The organism is Ahrensia sp. R2A130 (assembly GCF_000179775.1).
GTDB lineage: Bacteria > Pseudomonadota > Alphaproteobacteria > Rhizobiales > Rhizobiaceae > Pseudahrensia.
In genome coordinates this window covers 1-20,012 of the sequence record NZ_AEEB01000020.1, presented here as the reverse complement: position 1 = coordinate 20,012, position 20,012 = coordinate 1, and the positions used below count along the sequence as shown (strand labels likewise).

21 protein-coding genes are annotated in these 20,012 nt (G+C 58.1%); 8 read left to right on the top strand and 13 right to left on the bottom strand.

Annotated features, from left to right (window positions below):
* The first annotated feature begins 7 nt into the window (after nt 1–7).
* Genes R2A130_RS12495 through recR form a run of 4 tightly spaced genes read left to right on the top strand, consistent with a single transcriptional unit; the run spans nt 8 to nt 3,489 of the window.
* On the top strand, nt 8–1,075 hold the full coding sequence (locus tag R2A130_RS12495) for a PhoH family protein (RefSeq protein WP_247869273.1): 1,068 nt from the start codon (nt 8–10) through the stop codon (nt 1,073–1,075).
* Nucleotides 1,072–1,590 carry an rRNA maturation RNase YbeY gene (gene ybeY, locus R2A130_RS12490; protein ID WP_009464857.1) on the top strand — a complete coding sequence of 173 codons (519 nt, stop codon included), beginning with the start codon at nt 1,072–1,074 and terminating at the stop codon, nt 1,588–1,590. The genes R2A130_RS12495 and ybeY overlap by 4 nt, the downstream gene beginning before the upstream one ends.
* A 56-nt stretch (nt 1,591–1,646) precedes the next feature.
* Nucleotides 1,647–2,846, top strand: coding sequence for a CBS domain-containing protein (locus tag R2A130_RS12485; protein WP_009464856.1), 1,200 nt, complete (start codon nt 1,647–1,649; stop codon nt 2,844–2,846).
* A 13-nt stretch (nt 2,847–2,859) separates the two neighbouring features.
* The gene (gene recR, locus R2A130_RS12480; protein WP_009464855.1) at nt 2,860–3,489 is read left to right on the top strand and encodes a recombination mediator RecR; all 630 of its coding nucleotides are present in this window, start codon (nt 2,860–2,862) and stop codon (nt 3,487–3,489) included.
* Here recR and R2A130_RS12475 read toward each other — a convergent pair.
* From R2A130_RS12475 to R2A130_RS12460, 4 genes are read right to left on the bottom strand one after another with little or no spacing between them, the layout of a single operon-like run.
* Nucleotides 3,486–4,667 (bottom strand): benzoate/H(+) symporter BenE family transporter, encoded by a 1,182-nt coding sequence (locus tag R2A130_RS12475; protein ID WP_009464854.1) that lies wholly within the window; start codon nt 4,665–4,667, stop codon nt 3,486–3,488. The two genes, recR and R2A130_RS12475, sit on opposite strands and share 4 nt — an antisense overlap.
* 7 nt (nt 4,668–4,674) lie before the next feature.
* Nucleotides 4,675–5,607 carry a pirin family protein gene (locus tag R2A130_RS12470; RefSeq protein ID WP_009464853.1) on the bottom strand — a complete coding sequence of 311 codons (933 nt, stop codon included), beginning with the start codon at nt 5,605–5,607 and terminating at the stop codon, nt 4,675–4,677.
* Between the two features lies 1 nt (nt 5,608).
* Entirely contained in the window at nt 5,609–5,893 is a 285-nt protein-coding gene (locus R2A130_RS12465) for a GNAT family N-acetyltransferase (protein WP_009464852.1), read from the bottom strand.
* Between the two features lie 8 nt (nt 5,894–5,901).
* The gene (locus tag R2A130_RS12460; protein ID WP_009464851.1) at nt 5,902–6,111 is read right to left on the bottom strand and encodes a SlyX family protein; all 210 of its coding nucleotides are present in this window, start codon (nt 6,109–6,111) and stop codon (nt 5,902–5,904) included.
* A 74-nt stretch (nt 6,112–6,185) separates the two neighbouring features.
* On the opposite strand from R2A130_RS12460, the gene R2A130_RS12455 reads away from it, so the two are divergent.
* Nucleotides 6,186–7,706, top strand: a complete 1,521-nt coding sequence (locus R2A130_RS12455; protein WP_040305969.1) for an ABC transporter ATP-binding protein — start codon at nt 6,186–6,188, stop codon at nt 7,704–7,706.
* Between the two features lie 7 nt (nt 7,707–7,713).
* Here the strand turns inward: R2A130_RS12455 and R2A130_RS12450 are convergent, their stop codons facing one another.
* The 7 genes from R2A130_RS12450 to R2A130_RS12420 all read right to left on the bottom strand — a co-directional run bounded on the left by R2A130_RS12450 (nt 7,714) and on the right by R2A130_RS12420 (nt 14,740).
* Complete coding sequence (locus R2A130_RS12450) at nt 7,714–8,511, bottom strand: peptidase (RefSeq protein ID WP_009464849.1); 798 nt, start codon at nt 8,509–8,511, stop codon at nt 7,714–7,716.
* Between the two features lie 70 nt (nt 8,512–8,581).
* Nucleotides 8,582–9,415: a transglutaminase family protein gene (locus R2A130_RS12445; RefSeq protein ID WP_009464848.1), complete on the bottom strand. Its 834-nt coding sequence runs from the start codon at nt 9,413–9,415 to the stop codon at nt 8,582–8,584.
* A gap of 8 nt (nt 9,416–9,423) precedes the next feature.
* Entirely contained in the window at nt 9,424–10,383 is a 960-nt protein-coding gene (locus R2A130_RS12440) for an alpha-E domain-containing protein (RefSeq protein ID WP_009464847.1), read from the bottom strand.
* Nucleotides 10,384–10,533: 150 nt separating this feature from the next.
* Complete coding sequence (locus tag R2A130_RS12435; protein WP_009464845.1) at nt 10,534–11,943, bottom strand: circularly permuted type 2 ATP-grasp protein; 1,410 nt, start codon at nt 11,941–11,943, stop codon at nt 10,534–10,536.
* Nucleotides 11,944–12,038: 95 nt separating this feature from the next.
* A complete protein-coding gene (locus tag R2A130_RS12430) occupies nt 12,039–12,818 on the bottom strand; it encodes a transglutaminase family protein (RefSeq protein ID WP_009464844.1) in 780 nt (259 codons plus the stop codon).
* A 64-nt stretch (nt 12,819–12,882) separates the two neighbouring features.
* Nucleotides 12,883–14,121, bottom strand: a complete 1,239-nt coding sequence (locus tag R2A130_RS12425) for a YceI family protein (protein ID WP_009464843.1) — start codon at nt 14,119–14,121, stop codon at nt 12,883–12,885.
* Between the two features lie 46 nt (nt 14,122–14,167).
* A complete protein-coding gene (locus R2A130_RS12420; protein ID WP_009464842.1) occupies nt 14,168–14,740 on the bottom strand; it encodes a YceI family protein in 573 nt (190 codons plus the stop codon).
* 131 nt (nt 14,741–14,871) lie between these two features.
* On the opposite strand from R2A130_RS12420, the gene R2A130_RS12415 reads away from it, so the two are divergent.
* Nucleotides 14,872–15,774 (top strand): LysR family transcriptional regulator, encoded by a 903-nt coding sequence (locus R2A130_RS12415; RefSeq protein WP_009464841.1) that lies wholly within the window; start codon nt 14,872–14,874, stop codon nt 15,772–15,774.
* The gene (locus tag R2A130_RS12410; protein ID WP_009464840.1) at nt 15,767–17,197 is read left to right on the top strand and encodes a mannose-1-phosphate guanylyltransferase/mannose-6-phosphate isomerase; all 1,431 of its coding nucleotides are present in this window, start codon (nt 15,767–15,769) and stop codon (nt 17,195–17,197) included. The genes R2A130_RS12415 and R2A130_RS12410 overlap by 8 nt, the downstream gene beginning before the upstream one ends.
* A 194-nt stretch (nt 17,198–17,391) precedes the next feature.
* On the opposite strand, the gene R2A130_RS12405 is transcribed toward R2A130_RS12410, so the two are convergent.
* Nucleotides 17,392–18,237, bottom strand: a complete 846-nt coding sequence (locus R2A130_RS12405) for a fumarylacetoacetate hydrolase family protein (RefSeq protein WP_009464839.1) — start codon at nt 18,235–18,237, stop codon at nt 17,392–17,394.
* Between the two features lie 206 nt (nt 18,238–18,443).
* Between R2A130_RS12405 and R2A130_RS12400 the strand changes: the two genes are divergently transcribed.
* Nucleotides 18,444–19,076, top strand: coding sequence for a PilZ domain-containing protein (locus tag R2A130_RS12400; protein ID WP_040305945.1), 633 nt, complete (start codon nt 18,444–18,446; stop codon nt 19,074–19,076).
* Nucleotides 19,077–19,082: 6 nt separating this feature from the next.
* Here the strand turns inward: R2A130_RS12400 and R2A130_RS17675 are convergent.
* A partial coding sequence (locus R2A130_RS17675; protein ID WP_050786152.1) for a glycosyltransferase family 2 protein occupies nt 19,083–20,012 on the bottom strand: 930 nt, incomplete at its 5' end.

Here is a 20,012-nt window from a genome sequence, read left to right as displayed (position 1 = left end):
AGATTTCATCACCGAACCAGCCGTCGACGCCGACCGTCTGGAAGCCAGCGAAACCGTCACGCTGACCTTTGAAAACAACGCCAGTGCCAGCGCCCTTTTCGGGCAATACGACCAGCACGTCGCCGTGCTGGAACGCGACTTGCGGCTGGAAGCCAGCACGCGGGGCAACACGGTGCAGCTCACCGGCGACCCGACAGATGTGGCCCATGCCAGCATCGTGCTGAACGCGCTCTACGACCGCATCGAAGCGGGCGAGGCCGTCGAGGCAGGCGACATGGAAGGCGCGATCCGTCAGGTTGGTCGCGATGCTGCAGCGCCGCATTTGCCGCCCCGTGATGCGGAAGACATTCCAGCCCCCGCGCAGGATGAAGTGGCCGCTCCCGCGCAGCCATTGTCCATGGCGTCTATTTCGACCGTTCGCAAAACGCTCCATGCCCGCACGAGAACGCAGGACGATTACATCCGCGCGATGGAGCGGTCCGAAATGATCTTCGGCACCGGCCCTGCCGGTACCGGTAAGACCTATCTTGCCGTCGCCCATGCCGCCGCTCTGCTGGAACGCGGCGCGGTGGATCGCATCATCCTGTCCCGCCCTGCTGTCGAAGCAGGCGAACGCCTCGGTTTTCTGCCAGGCGACATGAAGGAGAAAGTCGATCCCTATCTGCGCCCCCTCTACGACGCGCTCTACGACATGATCCCCGGCGATAAGGTGGAGCGGGCGATCACGTCCGGCGTCATCGAAATCGCGCCGCTGGCCTTCATGCGCGGTCGCACACTGGCGCATTCCGCTGTCATTTTGGATGAAGCGCAGAACACGACGACCATGCAGATGAAAATGTTTCTCACCCGTCTGGGTGAAGGTTCAAAAATGATCATCACCGGCGACCCCAGCCAGATCGATCTTCCCAGAGGTCAAGAGTCGGGTCTCGTGGAAGCGCTGCGGCTTCTCAAGCCAGTCAAAGGCATCTCTATGGTGGCGTTCACCGGCGATGATGTGGTGCGCCACAAGCTGGTTGGTCGCATCGTGAAAGCCTACGACGAAGAGGGCCGCCGCCTGTCGCAGAACCGCTCTTGATCGCCTTCGATCTGACCATCGAGGGCGGCGAGTGGGGCGATGAGGCTGCGCTCGCCACGTTGATCGAGCGTACGCTTGCTACAGCTGCGCCCCACATCGTGGATGGTCTGCCGGAGGATGCGGAAACATCGTTTCTGTTCACGAACGATGAAGCTGTGCGCGTGTTGAACCGCGATTGGCGCGGTCAGGACAAGCCCACCAACGTGCTGTCCTTTGCGGCCAACGAAGGCGGCGGACCCGTCACACCCCTTTTGGGCGATATCGCCATCGCGCAGGAAACCGTTGCGCGGGAAGCCGAAGAACAGGCCAAGAGCTTCGATAATCATCTCACCCACATGATCGTCCACGGCCTGCTGCATCTTATCGGACATGACCATGAAAACGACACAGAGGCGGACGAGATGGAAGCCCTTGAACGGCGGATCTTAGCCGATCTTTCCATGGCCGATCCCTATGCCGACCCCTATGCCGACCCCTATGCAGATACCGAGCCACTTGGCGCGGATTTGCGTTGAACTTCCGCCCTGCCATCTCCATATGCAGCCGACCCGCGATAGGCTAAGCTTTCTCCATGAACGACCTTAAACACGATGCTTCTGCCGACCGCACGGATGATGCTTCAGCCAGCGTTTCTGAAAATGAAAGCGCTACCGAAGCTGACGCCGACAGTCCGGTATCTCCTACATCTATCGACCCTGATGCCGAACCGCTGCCCACCAACCGCTCGCCAGCCTTGCTGGAAAACACTGCGCCCGGCGGTTTGGGCTGGTTCGATCGTTTGATGACGACGCTGCGTTTGCGCGGTCCCAGCACAATTCGCGATGATCTCAACGAGGCACTGACGCTTGGTGGCGAAGGCTCCGACGCCTTCTCGCCAGAAGAACGCGCGCTGCTGCAAAATATCCTGCGTTTCCGCGAGCAGCGCGTCGAAGACGTGATGGTGCCCCGCGCCGAAATTCATGCGGTTTCCCACGACGACACGCTGGAAGAAGTGCTGCGGGAATTTCAGGATAACGGCCACAGCCGGATGCCGGTTTATGACGACACGCTGGACGATCCGCGCGGCATGGTGCTGGTGAAAGACCTGCTGACGCACATCATCGCCACCGCACAGGCGCCTAAGAAAAAGCGAACGACAAAGGCGAAGACCGACAAACCGGCAAAGGTTGCGACAAAGGCCAAAACGGCAAGCAAGACTGCAACCAAACCAGCAGAAATTGAATCGGGTTCGATCGACCTCACCAAAGTGTCGCTGTCCATCCCGTTGCGCGACACGGACATCATGCGGAAAGTTCTGTTCGTGCCGCCGTCGATGCTCGCCTCCGATCTCATGGCGCGTATGCAGGCCACGCGCACACAGATGGCGCTGGTGATCGATGAATATGGCGGGACCGACGGCCTGGTGTCGCTCGAAGATGTGGTCGAGGAAGTCGTCGGCGAAATCGAAGACGAGCACGATGATGATGATGATGATCTCATCACATCGCAGGGCGATGGCCTGTGGTTGGTCGATCCGCGTATCGAACTGGAAAAACTGGTCGAGGAAATCGGCGATCATTTCATCCCCGGCGAACGCGGCGATGATGTGGACACGCTTGGCGGATTGGCCTTCGCCATCGCAGGCCACGTTCCCGTACGCGGCGAAGTCGTGCGCGGTATTCCCGGGTTCGAGCTGCGTGTGCTGGAGGCCGACCCACGCCGTATCCGTCGCCTTCAACTGGTGCAGATCAACGCTGTGCGCCGGACGCGGGCGAAACCCCGTGGAACGTAAGGCTGCATGATCCATGGCATTTGACGACGAACGCGCGAAACCAAACGAGTCCGGTCAGGAAATAGATCGGCTGATCCAACTGCTTGCGCGTCTGCCCGGCCTTGGCCCCCGCTCCGCCCGCCGTGCCGCGCTTCACCTTATCAAGCGCAAAGATGCGCTGATGTCGCCGCTGGCCAGTGCGATCAACGACGCGGTGGAGAAGGTTGGTGAGTGCTCGACCTGCGGAAACATCGACACCAGCAACCCCTGCGCCCTGTGTCGTGACCCGCGCCGTGATGGCTCCACCATCATCGTCGTAGAGGACGTCTCGGACCTGTGGGCGCTGGAGCGGGCCGCCGTGATGAATAACGCGAAGTATCACGTGCTGGGCGGCGTGCTTTCACCGCTGGACGGTATCGGGCCGGAAGATCTGTCGATCTCGCAATTGGTGGAGCGGGTATCCAGTGGCGCGGTGAGTGAGCTGGTCATTGCGGTCAATGCCACCGTTGAAGGCCAAACCACAGCCCACTACATCACCGACCAACTGCGCGGCATGGAGGTCAACATCTCCCGCCTCGCCCACGGTGTGCCGGTGGGTGGCGAACTAGATTATCTGGATGAAGGCACGCTGTCAGCTGCTATGCGGGCACGGACTAAGTTTTAAGTCGTAGGCGGCGGCTTCTTTAACAGAAAGACCATCACCAACCCGGCGATCAGCCCCCAGAACGCACCCGAAATTCCCAACAAACTCAGGCCCGACGCTCCTGCTAGAAATGTGACTGCAGCAGCTGGGCGCAAGCGCTCATCAGCAAACGCGGCCATGGCGGACGCCGAGAACGCGCCCACCAAAGCCAAGCCTGCAACGGCGGTGATAAGCACTGGCGGAGCAAGCGACACGAAGGCCGCAGCGACCCCTGCAAACAGGCCGAACAACACCGATCCGATGCCGAAAACGGCTGCCGCCACATAGCGTTTCGCAGGGTCCGGCCCTGCTTCCTCGCTTGCCATCATAGCGGCTACTATAGCGGACAGGTTGACCGCGTGGGCACCCAGCGGCGCGAAGAGGGCGGAAAACACACCCGTTGTTGCGATGGCCGGACCGGCATCTGGCTCGTAGCCATAGGCTTTCAAAACCGCGATGCCGGGAATGTTTTGCGATGCCATCGTGACCACAAAAAGCGGCAGCGCGATGCCGAGGATCGCGGCTGGTTCGAACACCGGCATGATGAGCGCGATGTCGGGCAACAACGCATCGCCCAACTGCTGCTCCCAACCGGCAGGGAACGTGACGCCGAAGACCACGACCACCGCAAACGCCACCAATGCGGCTGGAACCGCGAGCGCCTTGTTGAAACGCTGCATGACGATCCATGCCAGCAGGATCGGAAGACCCAACCGCCAGTCGAAGGCGATGGCCTGAATGGGCGCAAGGCACAATTGCAGCAATACGCCAGCCAAAAGTGCGTTGGCCAATGGCCCGGGGATAGCAGCTACCGCTCGCCCAAATGGTTTGAACAAGCCTGCCAGAACAAGCAGCGCACCGCACACGATAAAGGCCCCCACTGCAGCGGGAAACCCACCGGCTGGTACAGCTGCGCTAGCCAGAAGTGCAGCGCCCGGTGTGGACCATGCGACCCCCATTGGCAGCTTCGTTTTCAACGCAAGGAAAATGGAACTGAGACCCATCGCAACAGCCGCTGCCGACATGCCGAGCGCCGCTTGCGCGTCTGTCGCACCGACACCCTTCAAGCCTGCCAACACCACCGCAAACGACGATGCAAAGCCTACGAAAGCTGCAAGCGAGCCGGAAAAAACCGATTGCGGTGTGGCGTCTCGAAACATGAAGAATCTACTTTATCGCGGCGTATTCGGCGTCATCGCCGGGCGGCAGTTTGAAACGACCATGCGTGAAGTCGCCCTCGCGCCACGCTTCTTTGGCAGTTTCGATTTTCTCCTGCGACGACGCCACGAAATTCCACCAGATGTGGCGCGAACCCGTCATCGTATCGCCACCCAACAACATCAAACGCGCACCTCGTTCACCTGCCTTTACGGCTAACTTATCGCCGGGGCGGAAGACCATCATGCGGCCTGCCTCGAATGTATCGCCGGAGACTTCGATGGAGCCATCGACGACATAGATGCCGCGATCTTCATGATCGTCCGGCAAGGGCAAAACGGCACCGGCCTGCAAGGTGGCGTCTGCGTAGAACATATCAGTGAAGGTCTTGGTCGGGGCTTTTTCGCCATAGGCACGACCGACGATGAGGCGCAGATGTTTTCCCTCGGCCTCGATCTCCGGCAGCGCGTCCTTGGCATGGTGCTGGAAGGTGGCATCCATGTCCTCGGCCTCTTCCGGCAGCGCGACCCACGTCTGGATGCCGAACAGATTCGAGCCCCGCTCTCGCGTACCGGGGCTGGTGCGTTCGGAATGGGTGACGCCGTTGCCTGCGATCATCCAGTTCACCGCGCCGGGATAGATCATCTGGTTGGAACCCACGGAATCGCGGTGTTGGAACTCACCTGAATACAGATAGGTAACGGTCGCTAATCCGATGTGGGGGTGAGGACGTACGTCGATGCCCTGTCCGGTCAGGAATTCTGCCGGTCCCATCTGGTCGAAGAAAATAAACGGCCCGACCATCTGTCGTTTCGGAGCCGGTAGCGCACGGCGAACTTCGAAGCCACCTAGATCGCGGGAACGCGGCACGATAAGCGTATCGATGGCATCGATCTCGTTGCCTGTGGGGCAGTGGGCGTCCAACGCCGGATTCCAGCTCATGTCAGCGCCCCTGCAACACGTCGTGCCATTCCTGATGTTTGCGGAACTGCGCTGCAGCAAAGGGGCATAGCGGCATGATTTTCTTGCCAGCCTTCCGCATGTCTTCCACCGCGCGTTCCACCAGTTTCACGCCGACACCCTGCCCGCGCAGGGCATCGGGAACATCGGTGTGATCGATGATGATCATCGTGGCACCGGCCTTGGAGAAGGTCATTTCTGCGCCGTGGCCATCCACGACCGTGCGATAGCGCCCACCGGAATCCGTCTCGTCTAAATGAATATCCATATAGGCCTCTAATAGTGGGGAGGTGGTGTGTTCTCGTGTGCGCCAGTGCCGCCCTCTTCCACTTCTGTCACGCGGTCGCGCAGGCGGAGGAAAGATTTGGTCAGCACGTCGACCTTCTCCCATTGCTCGCGCAGTTGGTCGGACAGGCTCTCGATTTCGGCACCCTGATGGGCCACGAGTTCTTCGAGGCGGTCTAGTCTTTTTGGATCATCGCTCATTCCCCCTCATCGCCTGCCAAAGCGCGCTTGTCGAGATGCGTTTACGCCGGTAGCGTCGTCACATGAAAAAAGCGATAACAACTGCTCCGGCTATCCAGCTTTCCGGTATCTCCAAAAGTTTTGGGCCGGTGCACGCCAACAAGGATATCGATCTGACCATTGAGGCCGGAACGATCCACGGCATCATCGGTGAAAACGGTGCGGGGAAATCGACACTCATGTCGATCCTCTACGGGTTTTATCAAGCCGACAAAGGCATCATTCAGGTGGGCGGCAACGTCGCCACCATCCCAGACAGTCAGGCGGCCATCGCCCATGGTATCGGCATGGTGCATCAGCATTTCATGCTGGTGGACACGTTCACCGTGCTCGAAAACATCATTTTGGGTGCCGAAGGCGGCGGTATTTTGAACTCCGCCGTTCGCAAGGCGCGGGCCGAATTGCTGCGGCTGGAAGAAGAATACGGGTTGAAGGTCGATCCCGACGCTATCGTGGGTGAACTTCCCGTCGGGCTTCAACAGCGCGTGGAAATTCTGAAAGCGCTTTATCGCGGGGCCGACATTCTTATCCTCGATGAGCCCACCGGCGTGTTAACGCCGGCAGAAGCCGACCACCTTTTTCGCATCCTTCGCCAGTTACGCGAGCAGGGCAAAACTGTGCTGCTCATCACCCACAAGCTGCGGGAAATTATGGCCGTCACCGACGCCTGCTCCGTCATGCGGCGCGGGGAGATGGTCGCGACACGCACGACTGCCGAAACCAGCCCGGAAGAGCTGGCCGAGCTAATGGTGGGTCGTCGCGTACTGTTGCAGGTGGACAAGGAAGACGCTCAACCGGGCGAAGTCCGGCTTTCCGTTGACGGTCTAACCGTGCGCGATAGCCGTGGCGTAGCCATGGTGAAGGACGTTTCGCTGAACGTGCGGGCAGGTGAAATCGTCGGCATCGCAGGCGTTGCCGGCAACGGGCAGTCGGAACTGTTGCAGGCGATTGCTGGCATGGTGCCCATGGAAAGCGGCACGGTCTCGATGGACAGTGCGGTGCTGGACGCCAACCCTGCCGAACTGCGCAAAATGGGCCTCGCTCATGTTCCAGAAGACCGACACCACGAGGGGCTGGTGCTGCCGTTCGAGGAAAACGAGAACGCAGCGCTTGGCTATCATGGCGATGAAAAATTCGTCTCCGGTCCCTTCCTGCAAATTGACGCCATGCGGGCAGACGCTGAAGAAAAGATCGAGCGTTACGACATTCGCCCGCCGAACCCGCGCCTAAAGACGGCTAATTTCTCTGGCGGCAATCAGCAGAAAATCGTGCTGGCCCGTGAGATGGAGCGCGACCCGGGTGTGCTGCTGATTGGCCAGCCAACACGCGGTGTTGATGTGGGCGCAATCGAATTCATCCACCGCCGCATCATCGAAATGCGCGATGCAGGGAAAGCGGTGCTGTTGGTGTCAGTGGAACTCGACGAAATCCGCGCCCTCGCCGACCGCATCATCGTTATGTTCGACGGTCGTGTCGTTGGCGAACGTCAACCGGACGCCAGCGAAGCGGAACTCGGGCTGTTGATGGCCGGGATTGAAGACGAAGAGGCGGCTTAAGTCACCGCTACTCCGGCTTCACACCGCGCATATCGCCCGGCACAACTTGTTCCAGTTCTTCGTCGTTCGTCGAAGGCTCATAAGCCGGTAATGACTCAAACGCAGTCCGAAGAGCCGTTCCCCAGCCACGGGCAATTTTGTTGTAGCTGGGATCGTCAGCCTCAATGCGGGTGGATTCCGGCAGGGTAAGTGCATCACGATCGTAAGTCATAAAATCCAAGGGCATGCCGACAGACAGATTGGCCTTGATGGTGGAATCGAATGACACGCAGAGCAATTTGATCGCAGCTTCAAAGCTCATATCAGGATCGTAGGCACGCACCAGAATAGGCTTACCGTATTTGGCTTCACCGATCTGGAAGAAGGGCGTTTCCATCGTCACTTCGACGAAATTACCTTCCGGATAGATCAGGAACAGGGTCGGGTCACCGCCCTTCATTTGTCCGCCAACGATCAGTGAGGCGCGAAATTTCGACTGTGCTTTTTGGCCGTTATTGCCGTTGGTCTTCTCGATCACTTCACGCAGCGTCTCACCTATGCGTTCGGCCACTTGAAACATTGAAGGTTCGTGCAGAATGGAAGGGTCGCGTTCGTCATGCGCCTTCGAGCGTTCTTCCAACAGGCTGATGAGCGATTGCGTGGTTGCCAGATTGCCCGCCGTCAAAATGGTTATCACCCGTTCGCCCGGCACCTCGAAGGTGAACATCTTTTTCGTCATGGAAAAATTGTCGACACCGGCATTTGTGCGGGTATCGGACATGAAAACGAGGCCACGGTTCAGGCGCAGGCCGACGCAATAGGTCATGGGTGGTATGTCTCAGGCAGCTCCGGCGGCTGTCATTTTTCAGGAGGAATGCCGGAATGCAGTGCCCTATTTACTGCTGTTGCTGCGATGATTCAACGGTCTGCGTGTGAGGAGACACGAAAACTGCAACTTCCAGCGTCTCCGTTGCACCTCCGCGTCGTAAACCGCGAACGGGGGCGCACTCGCGGTAGTCTCGTCCGCAGCCGATACGAACGTAGCGCTCGTCCGGCGAGTAGCCGTTGGACACGTCGAAGCCGACCCAGCCAAGCCCTTCAACATGGGCTTCTGCCCAGGCGTGGGTGGCATCCTGCTCCTCACGTTCATTCATGCGCAGATAGCCAGAAACGTAACGCGCCGGAATATCGAGCAGGCGCGCGGCGGTGCAGAAAATTTGCGCGTGGTCCTGACAAACGCCTTGCGCGCCCTTCAGCGCGCTTTCCGCGTCGGTAGCGCTGTAGGTCGCGCCGGTTTGGTATGGTGTTGCATCACGGATCGCCTGCGACAGGGCGTGGAGACCGGCCACCAAATCATCGCCAGGCTTGTTTTCGCGGGCGAGTTTGCGGATCTCCGGCCCCGGTGTGGTCAATTCGGTAGCGGACAGAAAATGCCACAACGGGGCTGTGCCGTAATGTTCGCCATAGACTCCACTGCTGTCGGTGGTTTCTACACGCCCTTCGGCAATGATTTTCAATTCGCCCGTGCCCTCGGCGGCCTGCACCAAATGTGTGCGGTTGGCGTGCTGATCGTCGAATATCAACTCCGACCGGCCACCTTCGATGGTGATTGCCCAGTCGAGCACTTTCTGGTGCGGGCCGTCCTGCGGTGTCAGTTTCACCTGCTGCAGGGCTGCACCAACAGGCGCGTCGTATCTGTAAGCCGTGGTGTGTCGGATGGTCAGGATCATGCTCTTGCTCATCCGCTAAAACTGAAATCGGTCTCGATCTGCTGAGCGAGATGAATGTTGTCATCGAGAAATGACCCGATGAATTTGTGCAGTCCCACATCAAAAATAGACTTGATGTCGCGGTTTTGCAGCCTTTCAGAAAGCTCCCGCGCACGGCGGCAGCTGGGGTAGTCGATGCCGTATTCCGTTGTGAGCAATTCGAGGTTCGCCACCATTTCGCTGGCGCAGAACGCAAGCGAACGCGGCAGGCGTTCATCGAGAATGAGGAATTCCGCGATGGCCGAAGCCGATGATCCGGTGTCGTTCATCCAGCGGAACGCGCGGTGTGCGGAAACAGAGCGCAGGATCATTTCCCACTGCACATTGTCCAGCGCAGAGCCGACCGAGGCGACCGTTGGCAGCAACGTGTAATATTTTACGTCGATAATGCGCGCGGTGTTGTCAGCACGTTCAAGATAAGTACCGAGGCGAGCAAAGTAGTAGATGTCGTTGCGCATCATGGTGCCGTGCAATGCACCGCGCACAAGGGCTGCCTGACGGCGGATGATGCCCAATGCGGCTGGCAGTTCGGTCTCGCGGATAGGGCGTGCGAGTGCGTCGTTCAGTTCCATCCAGCTTTCGTTTATCGCTTCCCACGCCTCCGTGGTGATCGCCGTGCGGACCATACGCGCGTTCTGGCGCGCACTGTCGATGACGTTCAAAACGCTCGACGGGTTGGCCTTGTCGCGCAGTAGAAAATTCGTCACCTGCGCGTGGTTGTAGACAATGCCATCATCATCTTCGCGGTGTCGGTCGTCGTAAGACTGACGAACACCAGCGGTGGTGACGACGGATTTCCAAGCGCTTTCGCCATCGAGCATCCGCGACAGCGCAATGCGCGACCCGGCCTCGACGAGACGCGCCGTATTTTCGGACCGCTCCAGAGAACGGCACATCCAATAAATTCCGCCAGCAGTACGGCCCAACATCAGTTCATGCCTCCGGCCTGAACAGATGATTTACTTGCGCTCACGCTGTCGGCGCGGTGCGCCTTCGCTGCGCGGGCGCGGCGCAGTAGCGCCGGTCGCTTTTCGCTCCGGCTGGGGGCGAAGGTCTGGTGGGATGAAAATTTCATAAGATCAATCATCGAGCACCCAGGTGTCTTTCGTACCACCGCCTTGGCTGGAGTTGACCACGAGTGATCCTTTCTTCAGCGCGACGCGGGTGAGGCCGCCGGGGACCATGTCGATGCCTTTGGGCGAAACCAACGCGAAAGGGCGCAAATCGACGTGGCGAGGGGCAAGGCCCTTTTTGACGAAGATAGGGCATGTGGACAGCGAAAGCGTGGGCTGGGCGATATAATTGGCCGGACGCGCTTGAAGCTTCTTACGAAATTCTGAAATTTCTTTTTTCGACGATGTCGGTCCCACCAGCATGCCATAGCCGCCGGAGCCGTGAACTTCTTTCACAACCAAATCGGCAAGGTTGTCGAGCACATATTGCAGCGAATCCTTTTCCGAGCAGCGCCAAGTCTGCACATTGTTCAGCAGCGGTTTTTCGCCGGTGTAGAACTCGATGATGTCCGGCATGTAACTGTAGATTGCCTTGTCATCAGCAATGCCGGTGCCGGGCGCGTTGGCGATGGTGATACCGCCTGCGCGATAGACATCCATGATGCCTGGCACGCCCAGCATGGAATCCGGATTGAAATTCAGCGGATCGAGAAAATCGTCATCAACGCGGCGGTACAGCACGTCGATGCGCTGGTAGCCGGTGGTGGTGCGCATGGCGACGTGACCATCGACAATTTTAAGGTCACTGCCTTCCACCAATTCCACGCCCATCTGGTCGGCAAGGAAGGAGTGCTCGAAATAGGCGCTGTTATGAATGCCGGGAGTGAACACAGCCACGACTGGTTTCTGGTTGCAATTGTCCGGCTTGCAGGCAGCCAGCGATTCACGCAGCCGCTTGGGATAACCGGAGACCGGCCGCACTTTCACGCGGGAGAAAAGCTCCGGGAACATCTGCATCATGCTCTCGCGGTTTTCCAACATGTAGGAAACGCCGGACGGTGTGCGGGCATTGTCTTCCAGCACGAAAAACTCGCCTTCGCCGGTGCAGACCAGATCGGTGCCGACGATGTGGGTATAAATGCCACCGGGAGGCTCCACGCCGATCATCTGCGGCAGGTAGGCTTCGTTACGAGCGATCAACTCGTGAGGAACAACGCCTGCGCGGAAAATTTCCTGGCGGTGATAAACATCATACAGGAAAGCGTTGAGCGCTCTCACACGCTGGTCGATGCCCTTGGCGAGCTTGTCCCATTCGCGACCCGACAGAATGCGGGGAATGAGATCAAAAGGGATGAGGCGCTCCTGCGCCTGCGCAGCGTCGGCGGTTTGACCATAAACGTTGAAGGTGATGCCGGTGCGGCGGAAAAAAGCTTCCGCTTCTTTCGATTTACGCATCAGGCGGGTGGGGTCTTGATCGTTGAACCACTCGGCGTAGCCATCATAAGGCTCGCGCGGTTGATCCCCGTGGCCCGTCATTTCATCGAAATGGTTGATAATGCTTGTACCCCCTGTTCACTCCCATCAGCATAAGGAGCCTTAAGGGTAAGTCCAGCGGAAGCCGGTTGGTTCCATTAGGTTTCTCGCGACACCTGCACGCTCTGCGATTTCAGGTTCACCGGCGCGAATGCGGTGAGGAAGGAAATGTCTGCCGCGTCACGGCCTACGCCGACACGAACCATCTGGTGCGGGTGCGCCATGCCGGTGGCATCCACCAGCCGCCATTCGCCGCCGAGCCACAATTCGGCAACAGCATGGAAGTCCTGCGGGTTCACATCCGGCGCATAGACGGACACCATGCGTGCGGGTACGCTAAGCGAACGGGCAAGCGAAATCATGACATGGGCATAGTCGCGGCATACGCCTGCGCGCTTTTCCCATGTGTCGAAACCGGTGGTGGAAGCGTCGCTGGCACGGCTGTCGTAAGTGAAGTTTTCCTCAACCCAGTCCCGCATGGCGGCCATGGTTTTGCCGCTGGGTATGCCGCCAAATTTTTCAATCGCAACACTGCCAAAGGCGATCGGGTCGCAATAGCGCGACGCGAAGATGTATTTCACAACGTCAGCGGGAAGTCGCACCAACGGCTCGCGTTCCAGTTCTGCAAGTTTGAACGGCTGCCGTGTTACCTCGACCTGCGCTTTGTAGCGGGCAGTAAAATCTCGTTCGGACCATATCCACCGGCGTGAACCAATCCCTTCATCGCCTTCGATCATTCGGGTAGACGGATCACCCTCAATGTCTAACCCGGCCTTACGGATCGTCTGCCCGTCGCCATCTGCGGCTTCGATCTGCAGCAGGATAGACAGTGCTTCGGTGCATTCGTAGTCGAGCGCAACGTCGATATTGAGCAGCATGGTGAGCTTTCAAGCCGGTGGGACGTGAGCAACGCGTCGTTGGGCTCGATTACCAACGCAACCGCTACGGGCGGGTTGCACGAATGTCCATTACCACGTCCACATCTAGCCCGACTGTATCGCCAGCGGGAAAGCCAGCACCAACGCCGAAGTCCAATCGCTTTATCGGTATAGTGGCGGACACGGTGGCCACACCGTCAGCCTCTGCGAACGTAAAATCGATAACGGCAGGAGCTTCGGTTCCCGACAGCATCAACATGCCGGTGGCGCGGTAGCCCGTGTCAGTCGTCCCGATGGATTCGGAAACGAAACGCGCCGTGGGGTTGGCGCCGGTTGCCAGAAATTCATCGCCAATGGCGCGGGCGGTGTTGTCGCCCATCTGGAACGTTGCGGTTTGAACCGTGGCATCGATGGAGCCGGACGCAGGGTCTGTGGGATCGAAAACCACGTCAGCCGACCATTCTCCAAAGCTGCCGCTAACGGGCGAACCCATCTGACGAATGGTTACGCCGAGGGTGGATTGTGCCTGATCAATGACCCACGCTCCGGCTGTAACCGACGCTGCTTCTGCTGCTTGCTCAACTGTTGCCGCAGGTGTTTCCACCACAGCTGCTACAGGCGCTTCCGGCGTATAAATACGATCCACCACAACGACGGCAACGGCGGACACCAAAAGCACTGCCACGGCTGCAAATAGCGGATTATGATCGTGGGGTATGCGCACCATGGGCATCTCGCCGGAAAGGTCTGCGCCGGGCACCATACGGGCCAGTGTTTTATCCTTGTCGATCACAGCATGCTTCAGCGCGCCTGCAATGTGCAGGCCGAGTGAACCCACCAGTGTGATGGCAAAGACGAAATGCGCCGAGTTGAAAAAACGGGACACTGCATCACTTTTCGGCACCAGCGGCAGCGTGTCACCAAAGCCCCACCAGATGGGCGAATAGCCTGTGGATGCAGCGTGATGAATCCACCCCGTTACCGGCAGCAGAATGATCGAAGCGTAGAGAAGGTCATGAACGGCGCGAGAGGCGAAGCCTTCCATGCCGTCGTGCAATGGCGCGGGCTTGGTTTGCGTCAGCACCCAGCCGATGCGGATAAGCGCCAATGCCAATGCTGCAATACCGATGCTTTTGTGCAAGCCGTAAAGCCAGACCTTGTCGGCAATCTCATCGGGATTGGTGGCAGGCAGCCAACCCATGATGACACCCATGGGCAACATCGTAATGATGAGAAGAGCTACGGCCCAGTGCAGGATTTGGTGCACAAGGCCGTAGCGTTCGCGTGTGTTGGTGAGCTGCATGGTTCTATCTTACTTCGTATGTTGCTCACCCAATAGCAGATGCTGCCTAGGACGTCTTTTCGAGTTCTGCAGAAATGATGATTTCCACCTCATCGCTGACGTTGGGTGCGAATTTACCAAGACCCCAGTCGGTGCGCTTCAGCGTTGTGGTGGCGTCGAAGCCTGCCCAACCCTTTTGATTGATCGGGTTGGTGCCAACCTTGTTGACTGTCGCATCCAACGTGACGGACTTGGTTTGGCCAAGGATCTTTAGATCACCGGTGATTTTTGCAGTCTTATCGCCGGTCGGCTCCACACTTGTGGATGTGAACGTCACTACTGGAAACTTACCAGCGTTGAAGAAGTCGGGTGACTTGAAATGGTCATCGCGACCCTGCCAACCGGTCAACATGTCTTCGAGTTTCATTTCCACCTGCACTGAGGAATTGGCGAGGTTTTCCGTGTCCAGCGTGGCGGTGCCGGTGAAGCCGGAGAACATGCCGTAGGTCGTGGAGAAACCGAGGTGATTGTAAGAAAACACAGCCTGGGCGTGGCTTGGATCAATCTTGTAGCTGTCGGCAGCGAAAGCAGAAGTCGCGGTGGCGAGTGCGATGGAAGCGGCGAGAAGGATGCGTTTCATAGAGCAAGTTCCTTTTGGAAGGGTGTGTATGAGAAATGACGGATCGGGGCTTGGGTTCCCGTTTGCCCTTATAAGCTATGTCGTGCAAATCTGCTTCTCAACAGACAATCACGCATGTTTGAAATGCATTTATGCAGAACATTGATTGGGACATTTTCCGTTTTGTAGTGGCCGTTGCCGATAGTGGCAGCGCAGTGAGGGCGGCTGAGGTTTTGGGAGTGGATGCATCGACCGTCCAACGCCGCATCATTCGGTTCGAACGTGACCATGGTGTGACGCTGTTCGAGCGCCAACGCTCCGGCTATACGCCCACCGCGGAATGCGCTGCGATCATAGATCAGGCCCGTGCTATGGAAGCAGGTGTTTCCGACACGATCCGCAGCATTTTAGGTCAAGACCTGCGGCTGGAAGGCCGAGTGACAGTGGCCACAAACGAGACGCTGGCCGAAACGCTTTTGCCGCCGCACCTGGTCGAATTTCAACGCCTGAATCCTGCAATCGAAATAGATCTCAACGTTTCCAGCCAGCGTGTGAACCTTGCGCGGATGGATGCTGATATCGCCGTGCGCCCGTCGCACAATCCACCGCAAAACCTCACCGCGCGGCGGGTTGGTGATCTTGCGGTGGCGGTATTTGCAAGCCCGTCGCTGGGCATCGCACCTGCTCCGCTGGAAGCGTTGGCGAAGCTTGAGACAAGCTGGGTTGGCGTCATGGGACCGTTGGAAGCATCTTCGGCTTTCGATGTGTTGAGTGAACTTATTTCACCCGAGCAGATTGCCATGCGGGCCGACACGTTCACCGCAGTGAAACAACTCGTCATCGCCCGCGTCGGGCTTGCGGTTCTGCCCTGCTGCTCACCAACCGCAGCTGACGGCTTGGTGCGCCTCACGCTGCCCCTCGCCGGGCGGTCCGTGCCGCTTTGGGTGCTCACCCATCCCGACGTGCGTCACTCCGCCCGCGTAAAAGCCTTGGCACAACATCTGCATGAAGGTTTGATGGCAGATCGCGCGGTGCTGGAAGGCCTAGATGACTAAAGAACAACTCCTGCCCGTCATTTTGGCGGGCGGCGGCGGCACACGCCTTTGGCCACTATCGCGCACACGCCATGGCAAACCGTTTTTGGATTTGACGGGCGACGGCTCACTCCTGATGCAAACTTTACAGCGGGCTGCACTGGTCACCGATACCGCACCTATAATTGTATGCGGCGAAGAAGAACGGTTTCTGGCGGCTGAAGAATTGCGCAGCTCAGAAATCTCAGGCGGTCGTATTTTGCTGGAAGCGGTGCAGCGCAACACAGCGCCAGCGCTTACCTTGGCGGCGTTGGAAGCCACCCGCGATGGTGCCGACCCATTGCTGCTCGTTCTACCCTCCGATCACATCATAGATAATGTTGCATTTGTGGAGGCGCTCGCTGTGGCTGCCCTTCATGCTGGCCAGGGCCAAATCGTAACCATGGCGGTAACGCCGGAAGGGCCTCAGACAGGCTATGGCTACTTGCAACTGCGTAAAAGCCAAAGTGCCGGGGATGCGAGTTTCGTGGATGGCTTCATCGAGAAACCCGGGGATGCGGCAGCAAAAGCGCTCATCAAGAGCGGTAACGTTGCCTGGAATGCGGGCATCTTCGTGCTGCGCGCCAGCAGCTGGCTGAGCGAGGTGGAGCAGCATGCACCGGATATAATTTCCGCCTGTCGGTCTGCCTTCGACAAACGTTCAGCCGACGCGGACTTCATTCGTGTCGATGCGGCAGCCTTTGCCAAAAGCCCGAATATCTCCATCGACTATGCTGTAATGGAGCATGCAACAAATCTGGTCGCCGTGCCGCTGCATGCCAATTGGAGCGATCTGGGCACATTTGATGCCTTGGCCCATGCGCTACCCAAGGACGAACACGACAACGCTATCGTTGGCGATGTTGTCACTCACGATAGTCGCCGTAATTTTCTCCACGCTGAAAGCCGACTGCTCACCGTTGCTGGTCTGAGCGATATGGTGGTCGTGGAAACTGCAGACGCGGTTTTCGTTGCACCGCGCAACAGCGCCAATCTGGCGGGAGGGGTGGCGAAAGCACTGTCGCAATCAGGCCGTAGCGAGGCCGCGCAACATACACGGGTGCAGCGCCCTTGGGGTCGATACGTCATCTTAGCGGAACGCAAAGACCATGTGATTAAGCGCATCACCGTCAATCCCGGCCGATCGCTGTCCCTGCAACGCCATAAGCACAGGTCGGAACACTGGTTGGTGCAGAGCGGTGTTGCAACAATCGAACTTGATGGCGTGATGAAAACGCTTGCCATAGGGCAGTCCATCGACATCCCCAAAGGCGCGGTTCACGCCCTTTCAAACGAAAGCGACAAGCCGCTTGTGATCATCGAAGTTCAGATGGGTGAACATCTGTCCGAAGATGATATCGAGCGGCTGGAGGACCGTTACGGACGAGCGGGACCAAACGCGTAGCTGCTATTCGCCAGCGATTGTTCAGATGGGAATGCTGAGCCCCTTTCTCAGCACTCGCCCTTATTTCTATATCAGGCGGTGAAGAACCGCCCGGCGCTTATGCGCCACGCCCGCGCAGCGGAGCGAACCACAAATAAACAGCGGAGCCTGCAGGGCGACAGCGTGAGCGCAAACAGAAAGCTTGAGCCAAAAGCTCAAGCGTCTCGAGCAACTTCCTGCCGCTGGCGGCCAAGACCTTCGATCTCCAACTCCATGACATCACCTTCAGACAGATATTGCGGAGGCTTCATGCCCATGCCGACACCGGGAGGGGTGCCGGTGGAGATGACATCGCCCGGATGCAAGGTCATCAATGATGATAGATGCTCAATGATCTGCGCCACTGTGAAAATCATCGTCGATGTATTGCCGGTTTGCATCCGCTTGCCGTTTACATCGAGCGACATGGCGAGGTTTTGCGGATCGGCGACTTCATCGCGGGTCACAAGCCACGGGCCGGTTGGACCGAACGTGTCGCAGCTTTTGCCCTTGGTCCACTGGCCGGTAAGCTTCGTCTGGAAAGTGCGTTCGGACACGTCGTTAATGACACAATAGCCGGCGACATAATTCAGCGCATCGGCTTCGGAAACGTATTTGGCTTGCTTGCCAATCACCACGCCCAGTTCAACTTCCCAGTCGGTGGTCTCGGAGCCGCGCGGCATGGACACCGTATCATGCGGTCCGACGACGGCGGAGTTGGCCTTGAAGAACAGGATTGGGTGTTCGGGAATATCTGCGCCGGTTTCGGCTGCATGGTCGGAATAGTTGAGGCCGATACAAAGAAATTTGCCAATATTGCCCACACATGGGCCTATGCGCGGGTTGCCTTCAACGAGTGGTAGCGTTGCCGGATCAAGCGCACGGATGCGGTCTAGCGCTTCGTCGGAAAGGGTTGCGCCCGTCACATCGTCCAGTTGTCCACCCAGATCACGAAGGTTGCCGTCGCCATCGATAAGACCTGCGGTTTCAGAGCCGGATGGGCCAAAGCGTACTAATTTCATGGATTTATCTCGTCCTTTTTGGCCGGTGTATATCGGCATCTCGTTCGCATTACCCCTATGAGAACCCAGAGGCGCGCTTCAATCAAGACCGTTACTATATTGCGCTCCAAACACTTCACCATTTGTTCAAATATAGCGTTCTATTGTATCGGCGTGAGCCTCCCTTGGCGGGATGGCGGATGGTGATAAGGGATTTGTACGGCCAGATGTTTCGTTCTTCGCAGACACAAGCACGTCGTGGCGCACCGCGCGAAAAGGCACAGCGCGAAGAACGCGTTCCGGTTATCAAATCCGCTTACATCACCGTTGATGGCAGTGACCCTCTGCTGGCTTGCACCGTACGCGACATCAACAGTGGTGGTGCCCGCATTTCGGTTGCCGATATACATAAGATTGCCGATGAATTCCTGCTGATCGCCCGTTCGGAAGATTTGGTGGCGCGCGTGCGCGTGGCGTGGCGCCGTGAAAAAGAGATGGGCGTGCGCTTTCTGCGTTCCACCCGTCTCGATAACGAACCACGTATGCGTCAGGAACAAGCCAAGACATTCGAACGCAGTCGCGCTGCCGAAGCGCAACGCCTGGCTGAAGCGCAAGCCGCACAAGAAGCGCTACAGAACCAGCAAATGGAAGCCGAGCGTATGGTAACCGCACGCTTGCGGTTCGACCGTATGGTGTTGCTCGCCATGGACCCGACCAAAGGTTACACCAAGGACATGCTGCGCGACGCCTACCACGCCCGCGCAAAGGAAACGCATCCCGATCAGGGCGGTAATTCCGAAACCTTCGATGCCGTAAAACTGGCCTACGAAGGCCTACTGGCAGAATTTCCGGCTGTCTAATCGCAATTAGCGGTTTTTTCGCGCCCGATTGAGCTGCGAAATCGCCTTTCTAAGTCCGGATCGTTTCGACGCGCTGGTCTTGCCCACACGTTTGGTCAACCAGCGTTTGCGCACAGCCGAAAGCGCCGCCCGCTGTAATATCGACCATTCACGTTCATCGACCAAAGCATCGTAAACCGCGCCAGCCTGAATGTGCAGTTCTTCCATTGAGACACTGGCGACCGACCGTTGCGGGTCGTGCTCCACAGGAGCCTGATCGTCGTTGTGGCGTAACAGGCGTTGGGTGAAAATTGCGTTCCTGTCGCCGCGAATTGTCCCATCAAGGCTGAGCGCGAGCAGAGTAAGGTGGTCGGCGGCCCATGGGTGGGGAAAGGCCGCATAGATGCGGTCGAATAGACCTAGCAGTGTCTCACGGTGCCAAACGCCATAATAGCTGCTCTCATGTAGCGAGAACATCCGGTCATTGAGAGCGCGAACGCTGGTCGAGCTGTTGAGTGCAGAAGGCATCCGCCGCCAGCGCTCATGTTTTAACCGACCATCAGTGTACATTTTCAATGTCTTCACCCGCCCAACCGCCAGCCGCGTTGCAGGGTCGTTGGCGTGTAGGGCTACGAGGCGTTCAAGATAGTCATCGGACGTTACATCATCATGGGCGCGCCACATGAACAGGTCCGATGCAGGAGCTTCGGTGAGCGCGTAACGAAAATTGCCGGACATGCCTAAATTGGTCTCGTGAAACACGTGCGTAAAGCGACTGTCCTGCGCTGCCATCGCCGCGCAAATCTCACTGGTGCCATCAGTTGAAGCGTTGTCGGACAACAGCACTTTAAAATCGGTGTGCGTTTGGCGCAGCAGGCAGTCGAGGCTTTTTTGCAGGTCTTCTTCGCCATTATAGACGGGAACACCGATGGAAACGGTTGGAGGCTGCATGAGCGA

Bases quoted from the DNA above. Each gene is read 5' to 3' on its own strand.
- R2A130_RS12415 (WP_009464841.1), top strand. From the start codon at position 14,872: ATGCAGAACATTGATTGGGACATTTTCCGTTTTGTAGTGGCCGTTGCC.
- R2A130_RS12405 (WP_009464839.1), bottom strand. From the start codon at position 18,237: ATGAAATTAGTACGCTTTGGCCCATCCGGCTCTGAAACCGCAGGTCTT.
- recR (WP_009464855.1), top strand. From the start codon at position 2,860: ATGGCATTTGACGACGAACGCGCGAAACCAAACGAGTCCGGTCAGGAA.
- R2A130_RS12460 (WP_009464851.1), bottom strand. From the start codon at position 6,111: ATGAGCGATGATCCAAAAAGACTAGACCGCCTCGAAGAACTCGTGGCC.
- R2A130_RS12470 (WP_009464853.1), bottom strand. From the start codon at position 5,607: ATGAGCTGGAATCCGGCGTTGGACGCCCACTGCCCCACAGGCAACGAG.
- R2A130_RS12425 (WP_009464843.1), bottom strand. From the start codon at position 14,121: ATGCAGCTCACCAACACACGCGAACGCTACGGCCTTGTGCACCAAATC.
- R2A130_RS12400 (WP_040305945.1), top strand. From the start codon at position 18,444: ATGTTTCGTTCTTCGCAGACACAAGCACGTCGTGGCGCACCGCGCGAA.
- R2A130_RS12445 (WP_009464848.1), bottom strand. From the start codon at position 9,415: ATGATCCTGACCATCCGACACACCACGGCTTACAGATACGACGCGCCT.
- R2A130_RS12430 (WP_009464844.1), bottom strand. From the start codon at position 12,818: ATGCTGCTCAATATCGACGTTGCGCTCGACTACGAATGCACCGAAGCA.
- R2A130_RS12465 (WP_009464852.1), bottom strand. From the start codon at position 5,893: ATGGATATTCATTTAGACGAGACGGATTCCGGTGGGCGCTATCGCACG.
- R2A130_RS12450 (WP_009464849.1), bottom strand. From the start codon at position 8,511: ATGACCTATTGCGTCGGCCTGCGCCTGAACCGTGGCCTCGTTTTCATG.
- R2A130_RS12410 (WP_009464840.1), top strand. From the start codon at position 15,767: ATGACTAAAGAACAACTCCTGCCCGTCATTTTGGCGGGCGGCGGCGGC.
- R2A130_RS12420 (WP_009464842.1), bottom strand. From the start codon at position 14,740: ATGAAACGCATCCTTCTCGCCGCTTCCATCGCACTCGCCACCGCGACT.
- R2A130_RS12435 (WP_009464845.1), bottom strand. From the start codon at position 11,943: ATGACGGGCCACGGGGATCAACCGCGCGAGCCTTATGATGGCTACGCC.
- R2A130_RS12485 (WP_009464856.1), top strand. From the start codon at position 1,647: ATGAACGACCTTAAACACGATGCTTCTGCCGACCGCACGGATGATGCT.
- R2A130_RS12475 (WP_009464854.1), bottom strand. From the start codon at position 4,667: ATGTTTCGAGACGCCACACCGCAATCGGTTTTTTCCGGCTCGCTTGCA.
- R2A130_RS12440 (WP_009464847.1), bottom strand. From the start codon at position 10,383: ATGTTGGGCCGTACTGCTGGCGGAATTTATTGGATGTGCCGTTCTCTG.